Origin of the sequence: Mesorhizobium sp. J18, from assembly GCF_007829525.1 — a bacterium.
In the GTDB taxonomy this organism is placed as follows: domain Bacteria; phylum Pseudomonadota; class Alphaproteobacteria; order Rhizobiales; family Rhizobiaceae; genus VLJP01.
The window spans coordinates 54255-78027 of record NZ_VLJP01000023.1 but is presented as its reverse complement, the minus strand read 5'-3'; the positions used below and the strand labels follow the sequence as shown (position 1 = coordinate 78027).

At 59.8% G+C, this 23773-nt stretch carries 22 protein-coding genes and 2 tRNA genes; 10 read left to right on the top strand and 14 right to left on the bottom strand.

Features of this window, described 5'->3' with window-relative positions:
• Window positions 1-75 precede the first annotated feature (75 nt).
• Both L598_RS10480 and L598_RS10475 read left to right on the top strand, forming a co-directional pair.
• A complete protein-coding gene (locus L598_RS10480; protein WP_144862269.1) occupies window positions 76-1059 on the top strand; it encodes a DUF1624 domain-containing protein in 984 nt (327 codons plus the stop codon).
• Window positions 1052-1528 (top strand): isoprenylcysteine carboxylmethyltransferase family protein, encoded by a 477-nt coding sequence (locus L598_RS10475; protein ID WP_144862267.1) that lies wholly within the window; start codon window positions 1052-1054, stop codon window positions 1526-1528. The genes L598_RS10480 and L598_RS10475 overlap by 8 nt, the downstream gene beginning before the upstream one ends.
• Before the next feature lie 15 nt (window positions 1529-1543).
• On the opposite strand, the gene L598_RS10470 is transcribed toward L598_RS10475, so the two are convergent.
• Window positions 1544-1930 (bottom strand): MerR family DNA-binding transcriptional regulator, encoded by a 387-nt coding sequence (locus L598_RS10470; RefSeq protein ID WP_144862502.1) that lies wholly within the window; start codon window positions 1928-1930, stop codon window positions 1544-1546.
• Between the two features lie 201 nt (window positions 1931-2131).
• Between L598_RS10470 and L598_RS10465 the strand changes: the two genes are divergently transcribed.
• The gene (locus L598_RS10465) at window positions 2132-3376 is read left to right on the top strand and encodes an MFS transporter (protein WP_246658708.1); all 1245 of its coding nucleotides are present in this window, start codon (window positions 2132-2134) and stop codon (window positions 3374-3376) included.
• Window positions 3377-3392: 16 nt separating this feature from the next.
• Here the strand turns inward: L598_RS10465 and mgtE are convergent, their stop codons facing one another.
• A complete protein-coding gene (gene mgtE / locus L598_RS10460) occupies window positions 3393-4808 on the bottom strand; it encodes a magnesium transporter (RefSeq protein ID WP_144862265.1) in 1416 nt (471 codons plus the stop codon).
• A gap of 194 nt (window positions 4809-5002) precedes the next feature.
• Window positions 5003-5245 (bottom strand): hypothetical protein, encoded by a 243-nt coding sequence (locus L598_RS10455; protein WP_144862263.1) that lies wholly within the window; start codon window positions 5243-5245, stop codon window positions 5003-5005.
• 339 nt (window positions 5246-5584) lie between these two features.
• On the opposite strand from L598_RS10455, the gene L598_RS10450 reads away from it, so the two are divergent.
• The 4 genes from L598_RS10450 to L598_RS10435 all read left to right on the top strand — a co-directional run bounded on the left by L598_RS10450 (window position 5585) and on the right by L598_RS10435 (window position 8486).
• Window positions 5585-5669, top strand: a tRNA-Leu gene (locus tag L598_RS10450).
• Window positions 5670-5974: 305 nt separating this feature from the next.
• Window positions 5975-6050 (top strand) — tRNA-Thr (locus L598_RS10445).
• Window positions 6051-6096: 46 nt separating this feature from the next.
• On the top strand, window positions 6097-6870 hold the full coding sequence (locus L598_RS10440; RefSeq protein WP_144862261.1) for an NAD kinase: 774 nt from the start codon (window positions 6097-6099) through the stop codon (window positions 6868-6870).
• A gap of 194 nt (window positions 6871-7064) precedes the next feature.
• The gene (locus tag L598_RS10435; RefSeq protein ID WP_144862259.1) at window positions 7065-8486 is read left to right on the top strand and encodes a DEAD/DEAH box helicase; all 1422 of its coding nucleotides are present in this window, start codon (window positions 7065-7067) and stop codon (window positions 8484-8486) included.
• Here the strand turns inward: L598_RS10435 and L598_RS10430 are convergent.
• Window positions 8483-8806, bottom strand: coding sequence for a TfoX/Sxy family protein (locus tag L598_RS10430; protein WP_144862257.1), 324 nt, complete (start codon window positions 8804-8806; stop codon window positions 8483-8485). The two genes, L598_RS10435 and L598_RS10430, sit on opposite strands and share 4 nt — an antisense overlap.
• Before the next feature lie 85 nt (window positions 8807-8891).
• On the opposite strand from L598_RS10430, the gene L598_RS10425 reads away from it, so the two are divergent.
• A complete protein-coding gene (locus L598_RS10425; protein ID WP_144862255.1) occupies window positions 8892-9389 on the top strand; it encodes a GFA family protein in 498 nt (165 codons plus the stop codon).
• 67 nt (window positions 9390-9456) lie between these two features.
• Here the strand turns inward: L598_RS10425 and sufA are convergent, their stop codons facing one another.
• The 8 genes from sufA to L598_RS10385 all read right to left on the bottom strand — a co-directional run bounded on the left by sufA (window position 9457) and on the right by L598_RS10385 (window position 16905).
• The gene (sufA, locus tag L598_RS10420) at window positions 9457-9843 is read right to left on the bottom strand and encodes a Fe-S cluster assembly scaffold SufA (RefSeq protein ID WP_144862253.1); all 387 of its coding nucleotides are present in this window, start codon (window positions 9841-9843) and stop codon (window positions 9457-9459) included.
• Window positions 9844-9934: 91 nt separating this feature from the next.
• The gene (locus L598_RS10415) at window positions 9935-10330 is read right to left on the bottom strand and encodes an SUF system Fe-S cluster assembly protein (protein ID WP_144862251.1); all 396 of its coding nucleotides are present in this window, start codon (window positions 10328-10330) and stop codon (window positions 9935-9937) included.
• A 4-nt stretch (window positions 10331-10334) separates the two neighbouring features.
• Window positions 10335-11576 carry a cysteine desulfurase gene (locus tag L598_RS10410; protein ID WP_144862249.1) on the bottom strand — a complete coding sequence of 414 codons (1242 nt, stop codon included), beginning with the start codon at window positions 11574-11576 and terminating at the stop codon, window positions 10335-10337.
• A gap of 108 nt (window positions 11577-11684) precedes the next feature.
• The gene (gene sufD, locus L598_RS10405) at window positions 11685-12950 is read right to left on the bottom strand and encodes a Fe-S cluster assembly protein SufD (protein WP_144862248.1); all 1266 of its coding nucleotides are present in this window, start codon (window positions 12948-12950) and stop codon (window positions 11685-11687) included.
• A gap of 9 nt (window positions 12951-12959) precedes the next feature.
• Entirely contained in the window at window positions 12960-13715 is a 756-nt protein-coding gene (gene sufC / locus L598_RS10400) for a Fe-S cluster assembly ATPase SufC (protein WP_144862246.1), read from the bottom strand.
• Window positions 13716-13731: 16 nt separating this feature from the next.
• Complete coding sequence (locus L598_RS21765) at window positions 13732-14052, bottom strand: antibiotic biosynthesis monooxygenase (protein ID WP_144862244.1); 321 nt, start codon at window positions 14050-14052, stop codon at window positions 13732-13734.
• Window positions 14049-15572 carry a Fe-S cluster assembly protein SufB gene (gene sufB, locus L598_RS10390; protein ID WP_144862242.1) on the bottom strand — a complete coding sequence of 508 codons (1524 nt, stop codon included), beginning with the start codon at window positions 15570-15572 and terminating at the stop codon, window positions 14049-14051. Before sufB ends, L598_RS21765 begins: the two co-directional genes overlap by 4 nt.
• Before the next feature lie 169 nt (window positions 15573-15741).
• Complete coding sequence (locus L598_RS10385; protein ID WP_144862240.1) at window positions 15742-16905, bottom strand: cysteine desulfurase family protein; 1164 nt, start codon at window positions 16903-16905, stop codon at window positions 15742-15744.
• A 230-nt stretch (window positions 16906-17135) separates the two neighbouring features.
• On the opposite strand from L598_RS10385, the gene L598_RS10380 reads away from it, so the two are divergent.
• A complete protein-coding gene (locus L598_RS10380) occupies window positions 17136-17810 on the top strand; it encodes an alpha/beta hydrolase (RefSeq protein WP_144862238.1) in 675 nt (224 codons plus the stop codon).
• Here L598_RS10380 and L598_RS10375 read toward each other — a convergent pair.
• A complete protein-coding gene (locus tag L598_RS10375) occupies window positions 17803-18927 on the bottom strand; it encodes an anhydro-N-acetylmuramic acid kinase (protein ID WP_144862236.1) in 1125 nt (374 codons plus the stop codon). The genes L598_RS10380 and L598_RS10375 overlap by 8 nt on opposite strands.
• A gap of 122 nt (window positions 18928-19049) precedes the next feature.
• On the opposite strand from L598_RS10375, the gene tyrS reads away from it, so the two are divergent.
• Window positions 19050-20303, top strand: a complete 1254-nt coding sequence (gene tyrS, locus L598_RS10370; protein WP_144862234.1) for a tyrosine--tRNA ligase — start codon at window positions 19050-19052, stop codon at window positions 20301-20303.
• A gap of 2 nt (window positions 20304-20305) precedes the next feature.
• Here tyrS and L598_RS10365 read toward each other — a convergent pair whose 3' ends face one another.
• On the bottom strand, window positions 20306-23716 hold the full coding sequence (locus tag L598_RS10365) for a DUF3971 domain-containing protein (protein WP_144862233.1): 3411 nt from the start codon (window positions 23714-23716) through the stop codon (window positions 20306-20308).
• Window positions 23717-23773 lie beyond the last annotated feature (57 nt).

The following is a 23773-nucleotide window of genomic DNA, read 5'->3' as shown; positions in this document are numbered from 1 at the left end:
GAGACGAGATGTGCCGCAATCCAGCCGAGAAATCCGGATCATCTTGCGGCAAATCTCAAGGGCATATGAGAACTAATGCAGCCAGCCGCTTCTGACAAACCCCGTCTCGAACTGATCGACATAGCGCGCGGACTCGCGCTCGTCGCCATGGCGATCTACCATTTCGGCTGGGACCTGGAATTCTTCGGCTATATGGATGTCGGCACGACAGCCCATGGCGGCTGGCGGCTTTTCGCCCGCTGCATTGCCTCCTCCTTCCTTTTCCTGGTCGGCGTCGGACTGTTCCTCGCCCATGGTCGGGCTATCCACTGGCCTTCCTTCGGTCGCCGCCTCCTGATGATCGCCGCTGCCGCAGCAGCGATCTCGGCCGTGACTTGGTTTGCAGTCCCGAATGGCTTTATCTTTTTCGGCATCCTCCACCAGATAGCGCTGGCAAGCGTGCTCGGGCTGCTGTTCCTGCGTGTGCCGGTCTGGCTGACCGTTATCGTTGCCGTCTTCATCATTGCGGCGCCGAATTATTTACGCTCACCCTTCTTCGATCATCCTGTCTGGTGGTGGGTCGGCCTTTCCTCTACCAATCCGCGGGCGAACGATTATGTGCCGCTCTTTCCGTGGTTCGGGGCAGTGCTTCTCGGGATAGCAACCGCCAGAATTGCCGCCGGTGCGGGACTGTTCGACCGAAACGCTCCGATCCGTACCGGAAACTTGGGGAGGCCGTTGATTTTCCTAGGCCGGCACAGCCTTGCCTTCTATCTTGTCCACCAGCCGGTGCTGATCGCCTGCGTCTGGCTTATTGCTCAGGTTTGGCCGGCGCCGACGCAATCGCCGCAAGCGAACTTCATGCAAGCGTGCGACATGCAATGCACCGAGGCCCAAGACAGCGCCTTCTGCACGCGCTATTGTAGCTGCGCACTGGCAGCAGTGGAGGAGCAAGGTCTTCTTGGCGAGATTTTCGTTGCCAATCCGAGTGAGGAAACCAGGACCAGGATGAACGACATCTCGCTCTATTGCACCAATTTGGTCTCCTTTCCGCCGGCACCGGAGAGTGGCAATGAGTGAGACCAATTCGGCACCCAGCCGGTTCCCCTGGCCGCCGATGATCTATCTTCTGGGGATTGCAATCGCTATCATATTGTCGATTACCGTGCCGCTGCCATGGTTCGGCCCGCCCCTATCCGACCTGCTGTTCGCGATCGGCTGGCTTCTGGCCGTTGCGGCGGTAGCACTCGACTTTATGGCCATCCGTACACTTCACAAGGCGCAGACGACCGTGATGCCGACGCGCGGCGCGGACCACCTCGTCACCAGCGGCCCGTTCGGCTTCAGCCGCAATCCGATCTATCTCGGAAACACTACGCTGATGTTCGGCATCGGCTTCATCACCGGTTTCATCTGGTTCTTCGTCCTGGCGCTGATCGCCGCCTTCGCCACGCAGAAACTTGCCATCGAGCCGGAAGAACGGCACTTGTCCATCCGTTTCGGCAAGCGCTATCGCGACTATACGAAGAAGGTCCGTCGCTGGATCTGAGCCGACGCGGATTTGTCAGGTGCTCACGCCCAGCTCCACCAGACGTTCCAGGCAGGCCTCTTCTGCCTGATCGAGCTCGGCCAGCGTATCCTCCAGATCTTTTCGCTTCTGCCGCAGCTCCTGGCGCTTTTCCTCGATACGCTTGATCATGAGGTTAAGCTGGCCCACCTCACCTGGCGGTTCGCGATACATCTGGATGATTTCGCGAATCTCGGCGATTGAAAAGCCGAGGCGCCGGCCGCGCAGGATCTGGCGGATGAGGTGGCGGTCCGACGGGCGGAAAAGACGTGTCCGGCCGCGCCTGACAGGATGAAGCAGGCCCTCGTCCTCGTAGAACCGCAAGGTTCGAGTGGAAATGTCGAATTCGCGGGTAAGTTCCGTAATTGAATAATATTCCCGCATTTCGCTGCTCATTCGCCGGCTTTTCTTCACGCAAGAACGAAAGAGTGCCACGGCATTTACGTAAAAGTCAATTATTGCCATGTCGCCAGTTGTCAGCAACGAGGCAGGCCAGCCGAGAAATGCTTCTTGGCCCTATTGCACGGCAGCATCCGGTCGCTATTGCTCTCATGGACCCCTTTTTGGCGTCCGGGGAGGAATTTCGTGCGCCCTATCGATCCCGCCACGCCTAAAGAGGCTGTCATTGACGGCTCCTATGCCTGGTACCGGCTGGCTGTTGCCGTCCTGCTGGGCACGATCGGCAGTGTCGGCATGTGGGCGTTCATCGTCGTGCTTCCCTCGGTCCAGGCCGATTTTGCAGTCGAGCGTGCTCAGGCCTCCCTGCCCTACACCTCGACCATGATCGGCTTCGCGCTCGGCAATGTCATCATCGGCCGCTATGTCGACCGATTCGGGGTTGCCCTCCCGGTGGCGGTGGCAAGCGCCATTCTCGGCGCCGGCTTCATCCTGTCGGCCTTCAGCACTTCCATTTGGCAGTTCACGATCCTGCAGCTTACGGTCGGCTTTGGATGCTCGGCGACTTTCGGGCCCCTGATTGCCGATATTTCCCACTGGTTCGAAAGGCGTCGCGGTATCGCCGTGGCCGCTGTTGCAAGCGGCAACTATCTGGCAGGCGTCATATGGCCTGGCATAATCAATGCCGCATTATCCGACTGGGGGTGGCGGACGACTTTCGCCCTTATCGGAATATTCTGCGTCGCGACGATCATACCGCTGACCCTGCTATTGCGTCGGCGAGCGCTGCATTTTGACAGCCAGCAGGGAGAAGAAGGCGTTCCAGCCGTTTCGCGCCTGAAGCAGATCGATTTGTCGCCACGGACCCTGCAACTTCTGCTCATCGTGGCAGGGCTGGGCTGCTGCGTGGCGATGTCGATGCCGCAAGTGCATATCGTCGCCTATTGCGTGGATCTCGGCTACGGCGTCGCGCGTGGCGCCGAAATGCTTTCGCTGATGCTGGCGGGCGGGATTGTCAGCCGGCTTCTTTCCGGCTTCATCGCCGACTATATCGGCGGGGTGCGGACCCTGCTGCTCGGCTCGGTGCTGCAGTGCCTCTCGCTCTTCCTCTACATCCCCTTCGATGGCCTGGTGTCGCTTTACGTCGTGTCCCTGATCTTCGGCCTATCGCAGGGTGGCATAGTGCCGTGCTATGCCATCATCGTACGCGAATACCTGCCGGCACGGGAAGCGGGCCAGCGCGTCGGCATCGTCGTCATGGCCACGATCGCCGGTATGGCGCTCGGCGGATGGCTTTCGGGATGGATCTACGACCTTACAGGCTCTTATCAGGCTGCTTTCATCAACGGCATCGCCTGGAACCTGCTCAACATCGCCGCGATGATACTTATTCTGCTCAAAACCGACGGCCGCACGCGCCTCGCTGCCGCCTAGGATCAGGACATAGCCGCTACAAGAGGCCGAACCACCAGGTCGCCAGTCCGAGGAAGGCAAAGAAGCCCACCACATCGGTGATTGTCGTCACGAAAACCGCGGAAGCAACGGCGGGATCGGCCCCAAGCCGGTCGAGCAAAAGCGGAATGAGGATTCCCGCAAGGGCCGCCACGAACATATTGACAATCATAGCCACGGCAATGATGCCGCCGAGATTGAAATCCTGGAACCATGTGGCGGCAACAGCGCCAATGAGAATGGCGAAGATGACACCGTTCAACGCTCCGACACCCATTTCGCGGCGGATGATGCGGCCGGCATTGTAGATATCCAGATCGCGCGTGGCGAGCGCGCGCACGGTAACCGTCATGGTCTGCGAAGCGGCATTGCCGCCCATACCGGCGACGATCGGCATGAGCACGGCAAGGGCCACGATCTGCTGGATCGTTCCGTCGAAGAGGCTGATGACCGAAGCCGCGATGAAGGCCGTGACCAGATTGACCATTAGCCAGGGAACGCGGGACCGGGAGGCGTCGAGTACCGTGTCCGACAGTTCTTCGTCGCCGACACCGCCAAGACGCATCAGGTCTTCCTCGGCCTCTTCCTGAATCACGTCCACTACGTCGTCGATGGTCAGCACGCCGACGAGCCGGTCGTTCTCGTCCACGACAGCGGCCGAAAGCAGGTCGTATTGTTCGAAAACCTGCGCTGCCTCTTCCTGGTCCATCGTGGCCGGAATGGCGTGGCGGGTCTCGTGCATGATGTCTTCGATCTTCACCGATCGCTGCGTGCGCAGGATCCGGTCGAGGTCCACGGCGCCGACGAGCCGGAAGGTCGGATCGATGACGAATATCTGCGAGAAACTGTCGGGAAGATTCTTGTCTTCGCGCATGTAGTCGATCGTCTGGCCGACCGTCCAGAAGGGCGGCACGGCGACGAATTCGGTCTGCATGCGCCGGCCGGCGGTCTCTTCCGGATAGCCCAGAGACCTGCGCAGCCGGATACGTTCGGTAAAGGGAAGCTGCGCAAGGATCTCGTCCTGATCCTGCGGGTCCAGATCCTCCAGGATGTAGACGGCATCGTCGGAATCGAGCTGTTGGACAGCCTGGGCGATCTGCGCGTTCGGCAAATGCTCGACAATGTCCATGCGGATCGCTTCATCGACCTCCGTCAGGGCGGTGAAGTCGAAGTCGTCGCCCATCAGTTCGACAAGGGCGCGCCGCTGCTCGGGCATGAGCGCCTCGAGCAGGTCGCCTATTTCCGACTGGTGCAGATGAGAGACGTCCTGCTTGAGCGTCAGCGTGTCCCGATCGGCTATGGCCGCACCGATATGGGCAAGGAAGGCCGCCGTGATGACGCCATCCTCGTAGATTTCCGCGCGCGCACCCTCGGGCTCGCTGCCGTCCCTGATCTGTTCGTCCGGCTCGCTCAACGACGTCTCCAGCACACGAGGTTGAAGGGCAACGCACCTGTAGCGCGCCTTGAGCCGAATACAACCCCCTGCGCCGGACTTTACCTGATTATCCGCAAACCGCCCGCCTCAATGACAAATAAAAACGCCCGCACCGGCCATCCGGTACGGGCGTTGTTCAAAGGAGGATCTGACGATCGCCCTATAAATGCGCCTTAGCGGCTGTAATTGTCACTGCCTAGCGGATCCTGCTGGGTACTGGAAGCCGCAGCAAAACCGTAGTCGGTACGGACCGACTGGGTCGTCTGAAGATCGATATTGGCGGCCGGAGCCTGATTGGGGTCGAGGCTCTGCAAAACTGCCGCATCATAGTTGCCAACAGCAACAGGAGCCTCCTGTGCGGCAGCAACACCAGCCAGTCCCAAAACAGCGATGGAGGTAAGAAGAATACGCTTCATGATATTACACCTTTGAAATTTTGCCCGGAACCGGCATCTGCCAGCGGGACCGGGACGCTTCGTTCTTCGCATCGTGGCGGCGTATCAAATGCGTCGTCCGATGCTGCTTAGGTGTGTTCGTCAGGCTGCTCTCGCAATGCACAAATGGTTGACGGATCGGCACCCTGTTTTGAACGATGCGTGAGCGAAATCCACGATAAGGATCACGCGAATGCGAGGCTGAAAAGCTCGCCGCGACGGCACGGAGCAAATCGCAATATTTGCCCGTCAGCGGACTTGTTTCGGAGGAACCGATTTGCTACATGCGCCGGGCCGGTGCGAGCCGGCGTTTCGTTGCGTGCGGTCGTGGCGGAATTGGTAGACGCGCAGCGTTGAGGTCGCTGTGGGGCAACCCGTGGAAGTTCGAGTCTTCTCGACCGCACCAGTTTCCCAGGAAATGGGTGGTCCGACAAAGGTCGCGCAACGGCGGACTTGACCTCCCCGACACGGCTTAAACTTGCATTTACCGTGAACCTGTAGGCTGGTGGCCGTGCGGGTGGAGTATTTGAGTATCCGCATGAGCCTGGATGACACAGGCACCTTCAGGTAACAAAGCTCAAGCCCGCCGTGCCTGGACTTTTGGCCGGCGGGCTTTTTCGGAAACAGTGATGCCGATACCGTACACCTTCGGCATGGTTTTGCGCAGAATGCATTTCACTCGCGCGCCGATTATGCTAACGGAGCCGCCGTGCCCTTGTAGCTCAGTTGGTAGAGCACCTGATTTGTAATCAGGGGGTCGCGGGTTCGAGTCCTGCCGGGGGCACCATGTCAATTCGGGCGCGATATCGCCAACCCTTGTCGGGCCTTCACCTATGACCCAGCCTCAAATGGCCCTTTCCTTCGTTTCCGCCGATTGGGACGATGCCCGCCTGGCCGCGAAGCGGCTTTCGGCTCTATATGGACAGGAAAGGCCGGAGGATGCCGACGTCATCGTCGCGCTCGGCGGCGATGGCTTCATGTTGCAGACCCTGCGCGAGACCATGGGCAGCGGCAAGAAGATCTACGGCATGAACCGCGGCACCATCGGCTTCCTCATGAACGAATATCGCGAGGAGGGTCTGCGCGAGCGCATCGCAGCCGCCGTGGCTGAAACCATAAGGCCGCTCGAAATGGACGTAACCGATGCCGCCGGCAGGTCGTCCAAGGCGCTGGCAATCAACGAAATCTCCCTTTTCCGCCAATCCTACCAGGCCGCCAAGATCCGTATTTCCATAGACGGTCAGGTGAGGCTCGATGAACTGATCTGCGATGGCGTGATGGTGGCGACACCGGCCGGCTCGACGGCCTATAATCTTTCCGCCCACGGGCCCATCCTGCCGCTCGACGCGCCGCTGCTGGCCCTTACCCCTGTCAGCCCCTTCCGGCCGCGGCGGTGGCGCGGCGCGCTCCTGTCCAATCGAGCAACCGTCCGCTTCGATATACTGGAGGAAGGCAAACGTCCTGTGAACGCCGTAGCCGACCATACCGAGGTGAAATCGGTAACGACGGTTACTGTCCATGAATCACAAGACATGACTGTCACGCTTCTGTTTGACGCCAGTCATTCCTGGAACGAGCGCATCTTGTCGGAACAATTCCGCTATTGACCAGAAAGCAACGCACTGGCGAGAAGTTTCGGCATTCCAAGGCTTTCTGTTGACAAGGCGGCTTTCAGGACGTAGGCCGACCGGAGGTTCAGGCAATGCGCCGGAATGGCGCATGCGCACGGCTTTGTCGTGGCGCATAAGATAAAGACAGCCAAAAAAACGTGTCGTTAGACGAACAGACCGCTCAGGAAGCGTTGACATTTGCAGACCTTGGCCTTTCGCCGAAGGTCCTTTCCGCAGTTCAAGACGCCGGTTACACAGTGCCGACGCCAATCCAGTCTGGCGCCATTCCGCATGCGCTGCAAGGCAAGGATGTACTGGGCATTGCCCAGACCGGCACCGGCAAGACGGCGGCTTTCGTATTGCCCATGGTCACCCGGCTTGAAAAAGGCCGTGCCCGAGCGCGCATGCCGCGCACCCTCATTCTCGAACCGACGCGCGAGCTCGCCGCACAGGTCGAAGAGAATTTCATCAAATACGGCAAGAACCACCGTCTTAACATCTCGCTCCTGATCGGTGGCGTGTCTTTCGACGAGCAGGAAAGGAAGCTCGAGCGCGGAGCCGATGTGCTTATCGCCACGCCTGGTCGCCTGCTCGACCATTTCGAGCGCGGCAAGCTGCTTCTGACCGGCGTTGAAATCCTCGTCATCGATGAGGCGGACCGCATGCTGGACATGGGTTTCATCCCGGACATCGAGCGTATCTGCAAGCTGATCCCCTTCACGCGGCAGACGCTGTTCTTCTCCGCGACCATGCCACCGGAGATCACCAAGCTGACGCAACAGTTCCTGCAGGCACCGGTGCGCATCGAGGTGTCAAAACCCGCCAGCACTTCGTCCACGATAACGCAACGTCTCGTGAAGTCCGGCGCCAAGCCGTGGGCGAAACGCGAGCGCCTGCGCGACCTCATCCGCGCCGAGGGCGATAGCCTCAAGAATGCGATCATCTTCTGCAACCGCAAGTCGGAGGTGGCCCTGCTCTTCCGCTCTCTGGTGAGGCATGAATTCGACGCCGGCGCGCTGCACGGCGACATGGATCAGCGCGCGCGCATGACCATGCTGGAGAATTTCCGCAATGGGAAACTGAAGCTCCTCGTCGCTTCAGACGTAGCGGCACGGGGGCTCGACATTCCTGATGTCAGCCACGTTTTTAATTTCGACGTGCCGACACACGCGGAAGACTATGTGCACCGCATCGGGCGTACCGGACGAGCGGGACGCCTAGGCAAGGCTTTCACCATCGTCACCAAATCCGACACCAAATATCTGGATGCGATCGAGAAGCTGATCGGTCAGGATATCGAATGGCTAGACGGTGATCTGAGTACCCTGTCGCCCGAGGACGAGAGCGAGGCAACTCCGAAACGCGGACGCACTAGCCGCCGCAACGAGTCGAAGCGCGACGAGAAACGACCGCGAGCAGCAGAAGCGAAAGAAGCAGAGAAGCCAAGGTCCGAAAAGCAGAAGGACGAAAGGCGCCAGGCCATCAAGACCGACAATCAGGAACGGCGGCAGCGCCGCGATCGCGGCGGCGACGACAGATGGGATGACGGCCCGGTTCCGGTCGGCTTCGGCGACAATATCCCGGATTTCATGAAAGTTCCGGGCAAGGTTTAGCCCTTCCTTTCCGATCGTAGCGCGACCTCGTAAGCCTTCCGGCTCCATCGGGCCAGTTCGTCAGGCTCGTCGAGGATCGCTGCCGGAAGCCTCCAATAAGGCATCTGCACGGGACGGCGCTTGCCCTGATAGGTCCAGCGTTCGGCTCCCGCCGCCTCGTATTCTGCTGCGGACTGCTCATCGCCTTTCAACATGACCTCGCCGCGAAGGGCGATGCCCACAATCAGGCCGTTGTGGTAGATGCCTTTGCCGCCGAAGAGCCTGCGGACGCTGACATGGCCGAGGCCGTCGAAGATTTCACGAAGATAATCATCGTCCATACAGCCATAATGCAGCCGCAACGGGAATTTGTCATTGCCGAAACCGTGGCGCAACATCGGTCATTGAGCAGATTAGGAGATGATCATGCCCGTGCTGTTGAAAGGTTCGTGCCGTTGCGGTGCGATCAGCTTCGAGGTTCAAAGCCACACGCCGGTCCCCTACCAGCGGTGCTATTGCTCCATTTGTCGGAAGCAGCAGGGCGGCGGCGGTTATGCGATCAATCTCGGCGCGGACGCGAGAACGCTGAAAATAAAGGGAGAGAAGCGCCTCGGGCTTTACCGTGCCGAAATAGAGGACGAAGAGCATCCCCATTGCGATATTTCGACAGGAGAGCGGCGCTTCTGTCGTGAATGTGGCTCCGCCTTATGGCTCTATGATCCGACCTGGCCGGACCTCGTGCACCCGTTCGCTTCCGCCATCGACAGCGATCTGCCCGCGCCGCCGAGCAGCGTTCACCTGATGCTCAAATATAAGGCTTCATGGGTAGAGCCTGACATTCGCGACGGCGACCTTATGTTCGATCTCTATCCGGAGGAATCGATCGCGCAATGGCACAGGCGCAATGGGGTGTGGGTGGATTGATTGGCGAGGGTGACAATTGCACCGTCGAATGAAGGCGCAGTTCAAGATACGATGGGATTAAACAGAGTCAGGAGGCAGCAGCGGCTCTGGCCTCGGCCAGCGCCTTCAGATCCGCCGGCTTCAACTCGATCGATTCGCCGCAGCCACAGGCCGAGGTCTGGTTGGGATTTCGGAAAGTGAAGCCGGTGCGCAGCTTCGTCACCTCGAAATCCATTTCCGTGCCGAGCAGAAACAGCGCCGCCTCAGGCGCAACCCAGACATGGGCGCCCTCATGCTCGATATGGTCGTCCTTGGGATTGGGTTCAGTCACCAGATCGATCGTATATTCCATACCTGCGCAGCCACCCTTCTTGATGCCCACGCGGACTCCCGCCGCCCCCTCGCGCGAACCCACAATTTCACGGACACGCGCCGCGGCGGCGTCTGTCAAGGATATGACTGCGAAACGACCCATCACTTTCTCCATTCGTCGCGGGTTAAAGGCCCACGGAATGATGCTGTCACGAACATGGTAAAGATTCGACCGTCATGCAAGCCCAATGCGCTCAATACCAGCCGAGCGCAACCTGCGCCTCCTCCGACATGCGATCCGGTGTCCAGGGCGGATCGAACACCATGTCCACCTCGACGTTCGATACGCCCTCGACCGAGCTGACGGCATTCTGCACCCAGCCCGGCATCTCACCGGCAACCGGGCAGCCGGGAGCCGTCAGCGTCATCTCGATCTTGACCGAACGGTCGTCCTCGATGTCGATCTTGTAGATCAGGCCAAGCTCATAGATGTCAGCCGGGATCTCCGGGTCGTAGACCGTCTTCAGCGCCGAGATGATATCGTCCGTCATCCTGGCGAGTTCTTCCTGCGGGATGGCCGAGGCCGAGAAAGCACCCTTTCCCGTCTCTTCCGCCTTTTCCGGTTCGATCTGTTCCGTCGATTCCGTCATCGCTTCATCCGAAGAATTTACGCGCCTTTTCCAGCGCCTCGGCCAGAGTATCGATCTCCGCCCTGGTACTATACATGGCGAAGGAGGCACGGCATGTCGAGGTCACGCCGAAGCGCTTCAGTAGCGGCTGAGCGCAATGCGTACCCGCGCGTACGGCAACGCCTGACCGGTCGATCACCATCGAAACGTCATGGGCATGGATACCTTCCAGTTCGAAGGAGACGATCGAGCCCTTGCCCGGCGCATTGCCGAATATGCGCAGCGAGTTGATGCGCCCGAGCGTCTCGTGTGCATATTTGACGAGATCTGCCTCATGCGCGGCTATCGCCTCGCGTCCCACGCCCTGCATATATTCGAGCGCCGCACCCAGGCCGATCGCCTGCACGATTGGCGGCGTGCCGGCCTCGAGGCGGTGGGGAGGATCGTTGTAGGTGACGTTGTCCAGGGTGACGTCCTCGATCATCTCGCCGCCGCCCTGGAACGGCCGCATCGCCTCCAGCATCTCCTTGCGCCCATAGAGCACGCCGATGCCGGACGGCCCATAGACCTTGTGGCCGGTAAAGACGTAGAAATCGCAGCCAAGGTCCTGCACGTCGACCGGCAGATGCACCGCGCCTTGGCTGCCGTCGACCAGCACCGGAATGCCGCGTTCATGGGCAATGCGCACTATTTCCTTGATCGGCGCGACGGTGCCGAGCACGTTCGACATATGCGTGATGGCGACGAGCTTCGTACGCCCGGTCAGTTGCTTCTCGAACTCTTCGATGTGCAGGACGCCGTCATCGTCTACGGGTATCCAGGCTAGCTTTGCCCCCTGCCTTTCGCGCAGGAAATGCCACGGCACGATGTTGGAGTGGTGCTCCATGATCGAGAGCACGATCTCGTCGCCCTCGCCGGTCCTCGGCATGGCGTAGCCATAGGCGACGGTATTGATCGCCTCCGTGGTGGATTTGGTGAAGACGATCTGCTCGACGCTCGGAGCGTTCAGGAAGGCACGGACGGTTTCTCGCGCCTTTTCATATGCATCCGTCGCCGCGTTCGACAGGAAATGCAGTCCGCGATGCACATTCGCATATTCATTCGAATATGCATGTGTGACCGCATCGATGACAGCCTGGGGCTTCTGAGCCGAAGCGCCGCTATCCAGATAGACGAGCGGTTTGCCGTAGACCTCGCGCGACAAGATCGGAAAATCGCGACGGATGGCCTCGACGTCATAAGGTGCCTGTTCGACCTTCTGGTCCATGGAACATTCTCACTTCGTCGTACCGGAAAGCCGAAGCTCGGCCCAATCACCACGGAATGGACCTCTGCTTTCACCTCGGCCGGGATGACATCCGCCTATATGGAGATATCACCCGTGCTCGGCGAACCAGTGGCCGATCTTCTCCTCAAGGGCATCGACCACCGTCTCGTCTTCCAGTTCCTCGATCACCTCGGCGACGAAAGCCTTGACCAGCAGCCCGCGAGCGGACTTCTCGTCGATGCCGCGCGCCATCAGATAGAACAGATGGTCTTGCTCGATCTCTGTCACGGTCGCGCCATGGCCGCAGGCGACGTCGTCGGCGAAGATTTCCAGCTCCGGCTTGGTGGAGAATTCGCCCTCGTCAGACAGGAGCAGCGTGTTGCAGGCCATCTTGGCGTCGGTCTTCTGCGCCTCGCGGGCAACACGAATCTGGCCTTGGAAGACGCCCTGCGCCTTGCCGGTAACCACATTGCGCAGCGTTTCGGTCGAGTAGGTATCCGGCGCCAGATGATCGAGCACCATGGTCACGTCGCAGTGGGTCTGCCCCGCCAAGAGGTTGACGCCGCGCAACTTGAACTCGGAGTCCTGGCCTGCCGCGGAAGCCCTGATCTCCTGCCGCACGAGCCTGCCGCCAGTATTCATCACGAAAAGGGTCAGCTTCGATCCCTTGCCGATGCGGACATTGAACTGGCCAAGATGCGTCGCACCCTCCGGCTGCTCCTGCAGGATGAGCCACAACAACTCGGCTCCCTCGCCGACATCGAGATTGGTGACGGAGGAAACCAGAGCCTCACCCGTTCCGGTCTGCCGTTCGACGATGGTAGCCTTGGACCCGGCACCGGCCTTGACGACGAAGCGGCTGTGCGTCTGGCCGCCGGCCTGCACATTCTGCAGTTCGATGGGCGCGGTGATCTTGGCGCCCTCGGCGATCTCAATGACGAAACCGTCCGCGACAAAGGCGGAATTGATAGCGCCGATCGTATCGTCACGATCAGCAATGCCAAGAACGTCGCCTAGGCTGCCATCTGCCAGCTTCTCGCCAAGTGTAGCGATGCTCGCCCCTTCGACGGTCGGAGCTTTATCGGCCACGCCGTTAAGCACCGGCAGGACGGAGGAACCGGTCAGGACCGGCGCGATCTTCTCGGCATAGGCCGTTGCGTCGAAGGCCGGGATCGAGGAGAGCAGCCGGCGCAGATCGGTATAATGCCACGCCTCGACCTTGCGGGTCGGCAAGCCTGCCTTCAAGGCTTCAACGGCATTGTCCCGCTTGACGGTTACGGATGCGTCGCCCGGCAGCTTCGCAATGCGCCCGGCATAGGCGTCGAGGAGAGCCGTTTCGGCGGCGGTCCGCGTCGTTTGCGCATGAATATTCATCGCATCCACCTATGCCATTTCGCCGATGACGCCAGCATAGCCGTTCTTCTCCAGCTCCAGCGCCAGGTTCTTGTCGCCCGACCTGACCACCTGGCCGCGATAGAGCACATGCACCGAATCCGGCACGATATATTCGAGCAGCCGCTGGTAATGCGTGATGACGACGATCGCGCGATCCGGGGAGCGCAGCGTGTTAACGCCGTCGGCAACGATCTTCAATGCGTCGATGTCGAGGCCGGAATCGGTCTCATCCAGCACGCAAAGCTTCGGTTCCAGCAGTTTCATCTGAAGAATCTCGGCGCGTTTCTTCTCGCCGCCCGAGAAGCCGACATTGAGCGGCCGCTTCAGCATGTTCATGTCCATGCCGAGCGAGTCGGCGGCACCGCGCACACGCTTCAGAAGGTCAGGGATCTTCAGCTCTTCCTCGCCACGCGCCTTGCGCTGCGCATTCATCGCGACCTTGAGGAACTCCATGGTCGCAACGCCCGGTATCTCCATGGGATACTGGAAGGCGAGGAAGATGCCGGCGGCTGCGCGCTCGGCCGGATCCATTTCGAGGATCGATTCGCCATTATAGAGGATGTCACCCTCGGTAACCTCATAGTCTTCCTTGCCGGCCAGGATGTAGGACAGCGTCGACTTGCCGGAGCCGTTCGGCCCCATGATGGCGGCGACTTCGCCGGCCTTCACTGTCAGGTTCAAGCCGCGGATGATCTCAGTGCCGTCTTCGGCGATACGGGCGTGTAGATTTCTGATTTCGAGCATTTTTGATCCATTCAATTCAATAAGTACGCGCTTCAAGCAGCTCATAGTGGGCCGAGCGCTCTTCAAAGCGTTTCAGCACGGCGCGGGCGGCCGGCGGCACGTAGCACTGTTCATAGTCTTCACCGACAAAGCGCTTGACTGCCTCGATGTCCGTGAACTCCATGATCGTGACAAACTCAACCACGTCTCCAAGGTCACGCCGCATCATCTCGAAGCGGGTCAGACCTGCGATCTCCATCTTTTCGATTCCAACCGAGACTTCCCGCTGGAGCAGGTTCTGATACTCGTCGGCTTTTTCAGGTGTCGTCCAGCCATGCCATATGCGCTTGACGGTCATCCCACGCTCCCCTCGAGAGAGATGCCGATCAGCTTCTGCGCCTCGACGGCAAATTCCATCGGCAATTCCTGGATGACGTCCTTGACGAAGCCGTTGACGATAAGCGCGATGGCCTCCTCCTCAGGGATGCCGCGCTGCATGACGTAGAACTTCTGGTCCTCGGAGATCTTCGAGGTAGTCGCCTCGTGCTCAACTTGTGCAGTCGAGTTCTTCGCCTCGATATATGGCACAGTATGCGCGCCGCAGTCATTGCCGATCAGCAGCGAGTCGCAATTGGTGAAATTGCGTGCGTTCTCGGCCTTCCTGTGGATCGAGACCTGCCCGCGATAGGTGTTGTTCGAATTCCCGGCGGAAATGCCCTTGGAGATGATGCGGCTCGACGTGTTCCTGCCGAGGTGGATCATCTTGGTGCCGGAATCGATCTGTTGATGTCCATTGGAGACGGCGATCGAGTAGAACTCACCTCTACTGTCGTCGCCGCGCAGGATACAGCTCGGATATTTCCAGGTGATCGCCGAGCCAGTTTCGACCTGCGTCCACGAAATCTTCGAGCGGTCCCCACGACAGTCGCCGCGTTTGGTGACGAAGTTGTAAATACCGCCCTTGCCCTGGGCATCACCCGGATACCAATTCTGGACGGTGGAATATTTTATCTCGGCATCGTCCAGGGCAATCAGTTCGACCACGGCAGCGTGGAGCTGGTTCTCGTCGCGCTGGGGGGCGGTGCAGCCTTCGAGATAAGAGACATAGGCCCCCTCGTCGGCAATGATCAGCGTACGCTCGAATTGGCCAGTATTCTTTTCGTTGATACGGAAATAAGTGGAAAGTTCCATCGGGCAGCGCACGCCCTTCGGCACATAGACGAAAGAGCCATCCGTAAAGACCGCCGAATTCAGCGTCGCATAGAAGTTGTCCGAAATTGGCACTACCGAACCAAGATACTTCTTCACGAGTTCGGGATGCTCGCGGATTGCCTCCGAAATCGAACAGAAAATGACGCCTGCCTTGGCGAGTTCCTTCTTGAAGGTCGTCACCACCGAGACCGAATCGAAGACGGCATCGACCGCCACGCGGCCCGACTGGTAGACATTGTCGTTCTCGGCACCGTCGAGCGCGCTCGGCTCGCCGGCCTTGCGGACGCCGGCAAGGATCTCCTGCTCCTTCAGCGGGATACCAAGCTTCTCATAGGTGCGCAGCAGTTCCGGGTCGACCTCGTCCAAGGATCTCGGACCGGTCTGGTTCTTGGGCGCGGCATAGTAGTGAATGTCCTGAAAATCGATCTTCGGGTAGCTGACGCGCGCCCAGGTGGGCTCCTCAAGCGTGAGCCAGCGCCGGAAAGCGTTGAGACGCCATTCAAGCATCCATTCAGGCTCGCCCTTCTTCCCGGAAATGAACCGGATGATATCCTCGTTCAGTCCCTTGGGGGCCTTCTCGCTTTCGATAATGGTCTCGAAACCGTATTTATACTGGTCCACGTCGATCTTGCGGACCTGCTCGATCGTCTCCTGCACAGCAGGCATCAGCACTCTCCGTCCTGGCCGGGGTCAAGGCCCGGCAGTTTCAATTCCGGCTCCGCCTGAAGCGGTTTGAGCCGTATTTAGTATGGCGCATAGGCCAATTCACCCACTTCGAGCATAAAATCTGCTCTAATGAGTCAGGTTTTTGCGCCTCGCCTCTCCAAACTCCATCTCAAGCCGCTTCCGCACTGGAGCGACGCCGCCGCGCAATCCCGGCAAGAGCAGCCCGGAATCGCTCCAGATCATTCTCGCTGGTCGCCGGGCCGATTGAAACTCTCAGCGCGCCTTCTTCATCACCGACGCCCATAGCCTTCAACACATGGCTGGGCCCGACCTTCCCGGATGAGCATGCCGACCCTGCCGACACCGCAACGCCCGCGAGATCAAAAGCGATCTGGCCTGTTTCCGCCTTGACGCCGGGTATCGCAAAAAAGGTCGTGTTGGCAATGCGCGGGGCATGGCGTCCAAAGAAAACGGCGTCGGGGATGATGGAGCCAATCACTTCCTCGATCCGGTCGCGCATTTCGGCAATTGCGCCTGCCTTCCCCAGCGCAGCGGAGGCTTCTACCGCTGCCGCCCCGAAACCTGCTATAGCCGCTGTGTTCTCGGTTCCTGCGCGGTGACCTTTTTCCTGTCCGCCGCCGCAGATCAGAGGGCGCGGCATCATGAGATCGGACGCGCCGACCATAGCGCCGGCCCCTTTCGGGCCACCAATCTTATGCGAGGAAAGGATCAGGAAATCAGCATAACCTTTGGTAATGTCCAGCAGAATCCTTCCTGCAGCCTGCACCGCATCGAAGACGGCAATACCACCTGCCTCTTTGACTACCGCGCCGATCTCGCGCACGGGTTGAATGACGCCTGTTTCGTTATTGGCAATATGAACCGCCACCAGCGGCAAACCGGCCGAACGGTCGTGGCCAGCAAGCGCCGCCTTCAATTCCTCGATATCAAGGATGCCGTTTCGATCGACGCCGATCTTGCGGATATCGCTGGCAGCAAACCGCCCCCCGCTCAAAAGACAGGGATGATCGGACGCCGCCACATAGAGCTTCGAGGCGCGCAGCGGAGCGCGGCCCATGGTCCAGTCGGGCGAAAGCAGCGTCGCAGCGGCTTCCGTGGCGCCGGAAGTGAAGACCACATGATCTGGTTTGGCATTGACGAGCGCGGCAACCTGCCGGCGCGCCGTTTCTATGATCCTGCGGGCCTCACGGCCCTCACCATGCACCGATGAAGGATTGGCATCCACCTCAAGCGCAGCCCTCATCGCCTCGCGCGCCGAAGGTAAAAGCGGTGCGCTGGCATTATAGTCGAGATAGCTGCGTTGTCCGGCCATATCGCACGAAAATCCGTCCGGTTGATCATTCGGTGGCAGGGACAGCGTTATTTCCTTGAATTTTCAAGGCCAGCCGTCCTATCTACCCGGCTTATCAAGAGAGTGACCATCTCACTCACTTTTGAACAGTTCTAAACTAGCTTCTATGGAGGCAGTCGAGCCGCGTCAAGGGCAGTCGGAACATATGTTCCGTTTTCACGCACTTCAACGCGGCTCCATGGGGAGTACCTATGCCCGAAGTCATTTTTACAGGTCCCGCCGGCCGCCTCGAAGGGCGTTACCAGCCCTCGAAGGAAAAGAACGCACCAATTGCCATCGTTCTTCATCCGCATCCGCAGTTCGGCGGAACGATGAACAACAAGATCGTCTATGATCTCTTCTACATGTTCCAGAAGCGCGGCTTCACAACCTTGCGCTTCAATTTCCGCGGCATCGGCCGCAGCCAGGGCGCTTTTGACCATGGCACCGGCGAGCTTTCAGACGCCGCGGCCGCGCTGGACTGGGTGCAGTCGCTGCACCCCGACTCGAAAAGCTGCTGGGTCGCCGGTTATTCCTTCGGTGCCTGGATCGGCATGCAGCTCCTGATGCGCAGGCCGGAAATCGAGGGCTTCATCTCTATTTCCCCGCAGCCGAACATCTACGACTTCTCCTTCCTGGCACCCTGCCCCTCCTCAGGCCTGATCATCCATGGCGATGCCGACAAGGTCGCGCCGCCGAAGGATGTTCAGGGCCTCGTCGACAAGCTGCAGTCGCAGAAAGGCATTACGATCACGCAGAAGACTCTGCCCGGGATCAATCACTTCTACACGGACAATGTCGATCTGCTCATAGCCGAGTGCTCCGACTATCTCGATCGACGGCTACGCGGCGAGCTGGCCGAGCCACGGCCGAAGCGGATCAGGTAGGGTCAGTCGGCGCAGCCAGCACGCCACCTGTTACCGGCTCGCTGCAGCCAGTCGTCGTCGGGAAAGTCAACGGCAGGCCTTTCTCCGAGCGCACAGCGAGATAGGCCCAGGCTTCGGCCTCCATGGAATCGCCGTTCAGGCCGGCATCCTCGGCGAGGATGACGGCGGCCGAGCCAACCTTTGCCCGCATGTCGCTGACGATATGCGGGTTCTTCCTTCCGCCGCCGCTGAGGATCCACAGCCTCGGCTTTTCCGGCAGATGGGCTACAGCCTTCAGGATAGCCTCGGCGGAAAGGCTGGCGAGCGTGCGTGCTCCATCCGCCAGTTCCATACCTCGCGCAGGCTCCAGCGTAAAATCATTGCGGTCAAGCGATTTTGGGGCCGGTGCATCGAAGAACGGACTTTGCAGATAGCGCTGCACGACTTCTGTCACCACCCTGCCTTCGCTGGCGATCCTGCCGTCGGCATCGAAGGGTATGCCTCCTTCCTGCGCAACCCATTGATCGATAAGGGCATTGCCCGGTCCTGTATCGAAGGCGATCGGAGAGCTTTCGGCAGGCACGAAGGTGACGTTGGAAATGCCACCAATATTCACGAAGGCGACAGGGAAGCGCGCCAGATCGCTTGGCAAAGACTTCGCCAAAGCCATATGGTAGATCGGCACCAGCGGAGCCCCTTGCCCGCCATGCACCATGTCGTTGGCCCGCATGTCATAGACGACCGGCAGGCCCGTCAGCCGGGCCAGAAGCGGGCCATCCCCCAGTTGCACGGTCATGCCCTTTTCAGGGCGGTGCAGCACGGTCTGGCCGTGAAAGCCGATCAGGGACGGTTTGAGGCTTCCCGTGGCCTCCGCCACAAAGTGCTTCACTGCCTTGGCGTGTCGCTCGGTGATCTCCCTTTCGATTTCGGCAAGATCGCCTGGTCTTTCACAACGGGTTGCGATTGCCTTCGCCGTTTCAAGGCTCTTTTCCAGTTTTCTGCGAAAAGCTGCTTCATAGGATACGAACACGGACGGCCCGCGTTCGACGCGGTTCTCCCCATCGCTGGCAACGAGAGCGACGTCGATACCGTCCATGGAGGTGCCGCTCATCAGTCCGATCGCGCATTTCAGGGTCATTGCCGGCCAACTTTCACGTGACTGGTCACTTTTCTTGTGATTCCCATGCCGCAAATGCTAAAGGCGCCCGGTCCGCATGGCTATTCCTCGCGGGCGATCGATATTCTCAGAAAGCAAAGCACATGTCCGCCTTCAAATCCGACTTCCTGCGCACTCTTTCCGAGCGCGGTTTCATTCATCAGATCTCGGATGAAACCGGCCTCGACGACCTCTTCGCGAAGGAAACGGTGACGGCTTATATCGGCTTCGATCCGACGGCACCAAGTCTGCATGCCGGCGGACTGATCCAGATCATGATGCTTTACTGGCTGCAGCAGACCGGCCATCGCCCGGTGGCCCTGATGGGCGGCGGCACCGGCATGGTAGGCGATCCATCCTTCAAGGACGAGGCGCGCAAGCTGATGACGCCCGAGACGATCCGCCAGAATATCGAGGGCATCAGGAAGGTTTTCGCCAACTACCTCACTTTCGGCGACGGTCCGAAGGATGCGGTTATGGTGAACAATGCCGAGTGGCTTCTACCGCTTAATTATCTCGAATTCCTGCGCGATGTCGGCCGGCATTTCTCAGTCAACCGCATGCTGAGCTTCGATTCCGTCAAGCTCAGGCTCGATCGCGACCAGTCGCTATCCTTCCTCGAATTCAATTACATGATCCTGCAGGCCTACGACTTCGTGGAGCTCAACCGTCGCTACGGCGTGCGGCTGCAGATGGGCGGTTCAGACCAGTGGGGCAATATCGTCAACGGCATCGACCTCGGCCATCGCATGGGCACGCCGCAGCTTTATGCCCTGACCTCGCCACTGCTGACTACCGCTTCCGGAGCCAAAATGGGCAAATCGCTGAGCGGCGCTGTCTGGCTCAACGCGGACATGCTGTCGGCCTATGATTTCTGGCAATATTGGCGCAACACCGAGGATGCGGATGTCGAACGTTTCTTGAAGCTCTACACGACGCTTCCGCTCGACGAGATCGCACGCCTTGCAGCCCTTGAAGGCTCCGAGATCAACGAGGCCAAGAAGGTGCTCGCCACCGAGGTCACAGCCATGCTGCACGGCCGCGACGCGGCCGAGCGGGCGGCGGAAACCGCCCGCAAGACCTTCGAGGAAGGCGCTCTGGCCGAGAGCCTGCCCACCGTTACCATAGACAAAACTGCAATCGAAACCGGTACCGGTCTGCTATCCCTGATGGTTACGGCCGGCCTTGCGGCCTCCAATGGCGAAGCTCGCCGCCATGTCCAGGGCGGCGCGGTGCGCATCAACGATCAGCCGGTCTCGGACGAGCGTCGGGTGATCGGCAGTGACGATATGACCGCGGAAGGCGTGATAAAACTTTCGCTCGGCAAGAAGAAGCATATCCTCATCCGTCCCGAATAGCTTCAGCGATACTCAAAGATCTGACGAAAAATACCTGGAGCAATTGCGGAAATCGGATTCACCTCGAGCTGGGGCTCTGCGGCTTTGCCTGTAAGCCTGTAGGTAACGCCGATCAGGCCGCGGTCGCGCCCGTTACCGAGGATTTGGCCGATCAGCGGGATTTCGCCAAAAATCCGGTTCACGCCATAGGCCGGCATGAAAGTGCCAGTCATCGCCATATTGCCTTCGGTATCGTAGAGAGTGCCTTGAAAGGTGGTGCCGATCGACGGTCCGCGCAGCACGCCGCGATCGAGCTTCAGATGTCCCGGCTGCTTTTCGATCACTGCAAAGCCACGTTCGAAGAAAACACGCGAGCCATCAACCTGCCCATCCTGTCCGCGCCTCCCCTCTGCTGGCGTTGCGGCCACCAACGATCCCAAGCGTGGTTCATTGACGATCCAGAAATTGCGCGCGTCAGCCTGTCCACTGAGCTTGCCACCCGACCCGGCCAACGTCAGGCCGATCTGCCCCCCCTGCATATGCGGATAGATGTCGAGAAAGCGCAGCGCCGCGCCGGCATCAACCGACTGCATTCGGATGGTACGTCGTCCATCCTCCATCATGTCACTTGCGGTAATCCTCGCTCCCGAGGACGAGTTGGCCGAAATGTTCATCGAACCCGGAGACGAGCCCTGGCTGCTGTAACTGAGCTTTACACCGGACAGCTTTTCGCCGTGGAATCCTGTGACGGTTTCCAATTCGGCGTCAAGCTTGACAGAGGCCGTTTCTGCCGATCCGCCGCCTCCCTGTCCGCCGCCGGATTCCGACAATGTGCGCTTGACGAGCGAGCGCGCGTCAAGTGATGCGCCGCGTACGGTGATCGCGTAGCCGCCGCCGGATCGATCAATGTCCACCCTGAAATCGTCGGCGCGGTTAAGCTTCACCTGGTCGAACCGCGCCGAAGACAACGAGCCGCTTGTAAGGTTGATCGTTCCGGCAGCCGAAAAGGTCTCTCCTGAAAGTCTGAAATCGCGCAAATGGATGCCTGCTTCGTCGCGTTCCATAAGGAAAGTCGCCTTGGCGGGAATGCCCCCTCCCTTGCGCCAACCGACCCAGGGAAGGGACAGAGTCGTTCGCGTCAGATCGACAGACACTTTCTGTTGATCCTGCCGCACGGCGTCGAAGGTAACTGTCGCCGGTCCGGAAAGCATGGAGGACAGCCCGGGAACCAGCTTGTCGCGCGACTGGTTGTCGAGTTGCAGTTCTACGTCGCGCTTGCGAGACAGAGGCGACCCGCCCAAAGGCTCAATAATATCGATCCTGGCTGGAACGTCGTTCAACCTGGCCTCGGCCTGGATATTGGCGGATTGTGGCTTGACGAGCAAATTGCCCTTGGCGGCGGTAACCATCTGGCCGCCAATCGGCTTGGCGATGGCCAGACCCTCGTAATCCAGCGCCACGCGCCAATCCAGCTTGTCAGTCGGAATATCAGCCTGGAGGGGAATATCCGCGACAACCTGACCCGAAACCTTCCCGGATAGGTCTTCAGGCTTGAAATCGATGAAGCGGGAAGCGTTTATCGGCTCGTAAGACGCCAGTTCGAGCACTGCCGGCGCTTCGCCTTTCACCTTGATGTCCAGCTTGCCGATACGCGGCAATATGTGAATATCACGGATGGCAAAGCTTCCCTCGGTGGCAGAAACCGAACGCCCGCTGGGCATGAAGACCGCACCGGAACTGATCGCAATGTCCACATTGGTGCCGCCGAACCTGACCGTGCCGTTACTGTCGCGGACGGGCGGGATTCTACCGGCGACATCGAAGCGCGTATCCATCAGTTCAAAACGACCGCTGACCTCCTCATCGGAGAGCGGAACGCCGTTGCCCAGCCGGCCCGGCGGCACCCTGAGGCGGAGGCTGCTATCGACAACATGGCCCCCGAAAACGTTGTCCAGCACCCATTTGCGTGCGCCATGGGCCGCAAACCAGGGCCAGAGCTGTTTGACTTCGCTGGTCGGCATGCGCGCGACAGACAAGGCAAGCGACAGTCCGGGTGATTTGCCCTTCTCAAAAGTCGCAGCAGCACTTGCCATCGCTTCGCCATTCGGGGTGCGAATTGCGATGAGATCCGCCGTCAGGCGACGTGCCTCGGGTTCATAACGCCCGGCGATCCGCGCCAAAACAGGAAGCGCCGCCTCGGGCGAATCCAGTGGCGCCACGGTCGAGCCGCCGCTTTCAAGGCGGAAATGATAGGTCGGCTCGTTGCTGCTTTGCGGTTGCGTATCCGGACCGATAATGCCGCGAAAGTTGAACGAAGATCTTCCGGTCGAGATCCGTCCCGTTTCGATCACTATCGCGCGTGTCCCGCTGACAAGGGAGGCACGAATATCCGCGCTGCCGCTCATGCTGTCAGGCGAGCCAAGCCCCAGATGTGCGTCGTCGACATCGAAAACCACTGTCAGCGCAGCGCCCTCTTTCCCGCTCTGGCTGCCCGTCACTGAAAGCTTCATGGATCCGATGCCCGTTAGCGGATTGCCGGCGGGATGAAGCGCATTGGTGGTAATATCTTCTGAAGTTTCGATCCACGGCACATCCAGAACCGCCGTCAATGCCTCGATGCGTTCTCCGTCCGAAGAACGGGTCGCGCTCCCCTCTATGGCAAAGGCCCGCTCACCGAATGCGGCGTTTCCTTCAAACAATATGTGTCCCGAACGCTCCCTCGAAACGACAAGGCGGGATATGGCGAGCTCGCGCATCCCGGCGCGCGGCGGCAAGAGGACGACATTGTTCAACTCAAGGCTCTTGGTGCCAGCCGCTGCAACCAGATCGAATGCGCGATGGATGGCCCCGAAAACGGCGTCATTGACCATATCGGGCTCGATCAGGCCGGCATCGTTCTTGATGGCGGCGTTCCACTCATGACCGCCGGAAGGCCGAAGGTCCGCCGCTGCAATGCGCGCATCGGAAATGGTCGCGCTGCCGAGCTGTACATGGCCGGTCAGAAGCGGTCCTACACGCACACCGAAGCGGATGGCGCCGGCTTCAAGGAGGGATTGCCCATTGTCCGTCCGAACGACCTTCGCATCGCGGATTTCCAGCGCCAGGAAGCGCCAGCGATCGACAGTGAGCCGCGTCCCCCCGAATTCCGTATTCACGTCCAGACCGGAAAGGGAAGCGATCGCTCGTTCGGCCTCCGCGCGCAATCGGCCGCTCCCAACCCCCGCAAGGCCCGCCACGTATAGCGCGGCTGCCAGCATGATTGCCAGGGCGATCAACCCGCCCATGCTATGAGCCGACCAGCGGACCACCTGCCGCCTCAGTGGCCGGCGCAACACATGCCTTATTGGCTCGCAGGACGAGGGGTAGCTTTCCAGAGCAGCATAGTCGCCGCGCCGGAAACGAACCTTTTCGTGTCGGAATGCGTCTTGGTTCACGCGGCTTCCTGCAAAGGGTGATCGACCATGGACGAATCCGTCAACAACTGTATATCT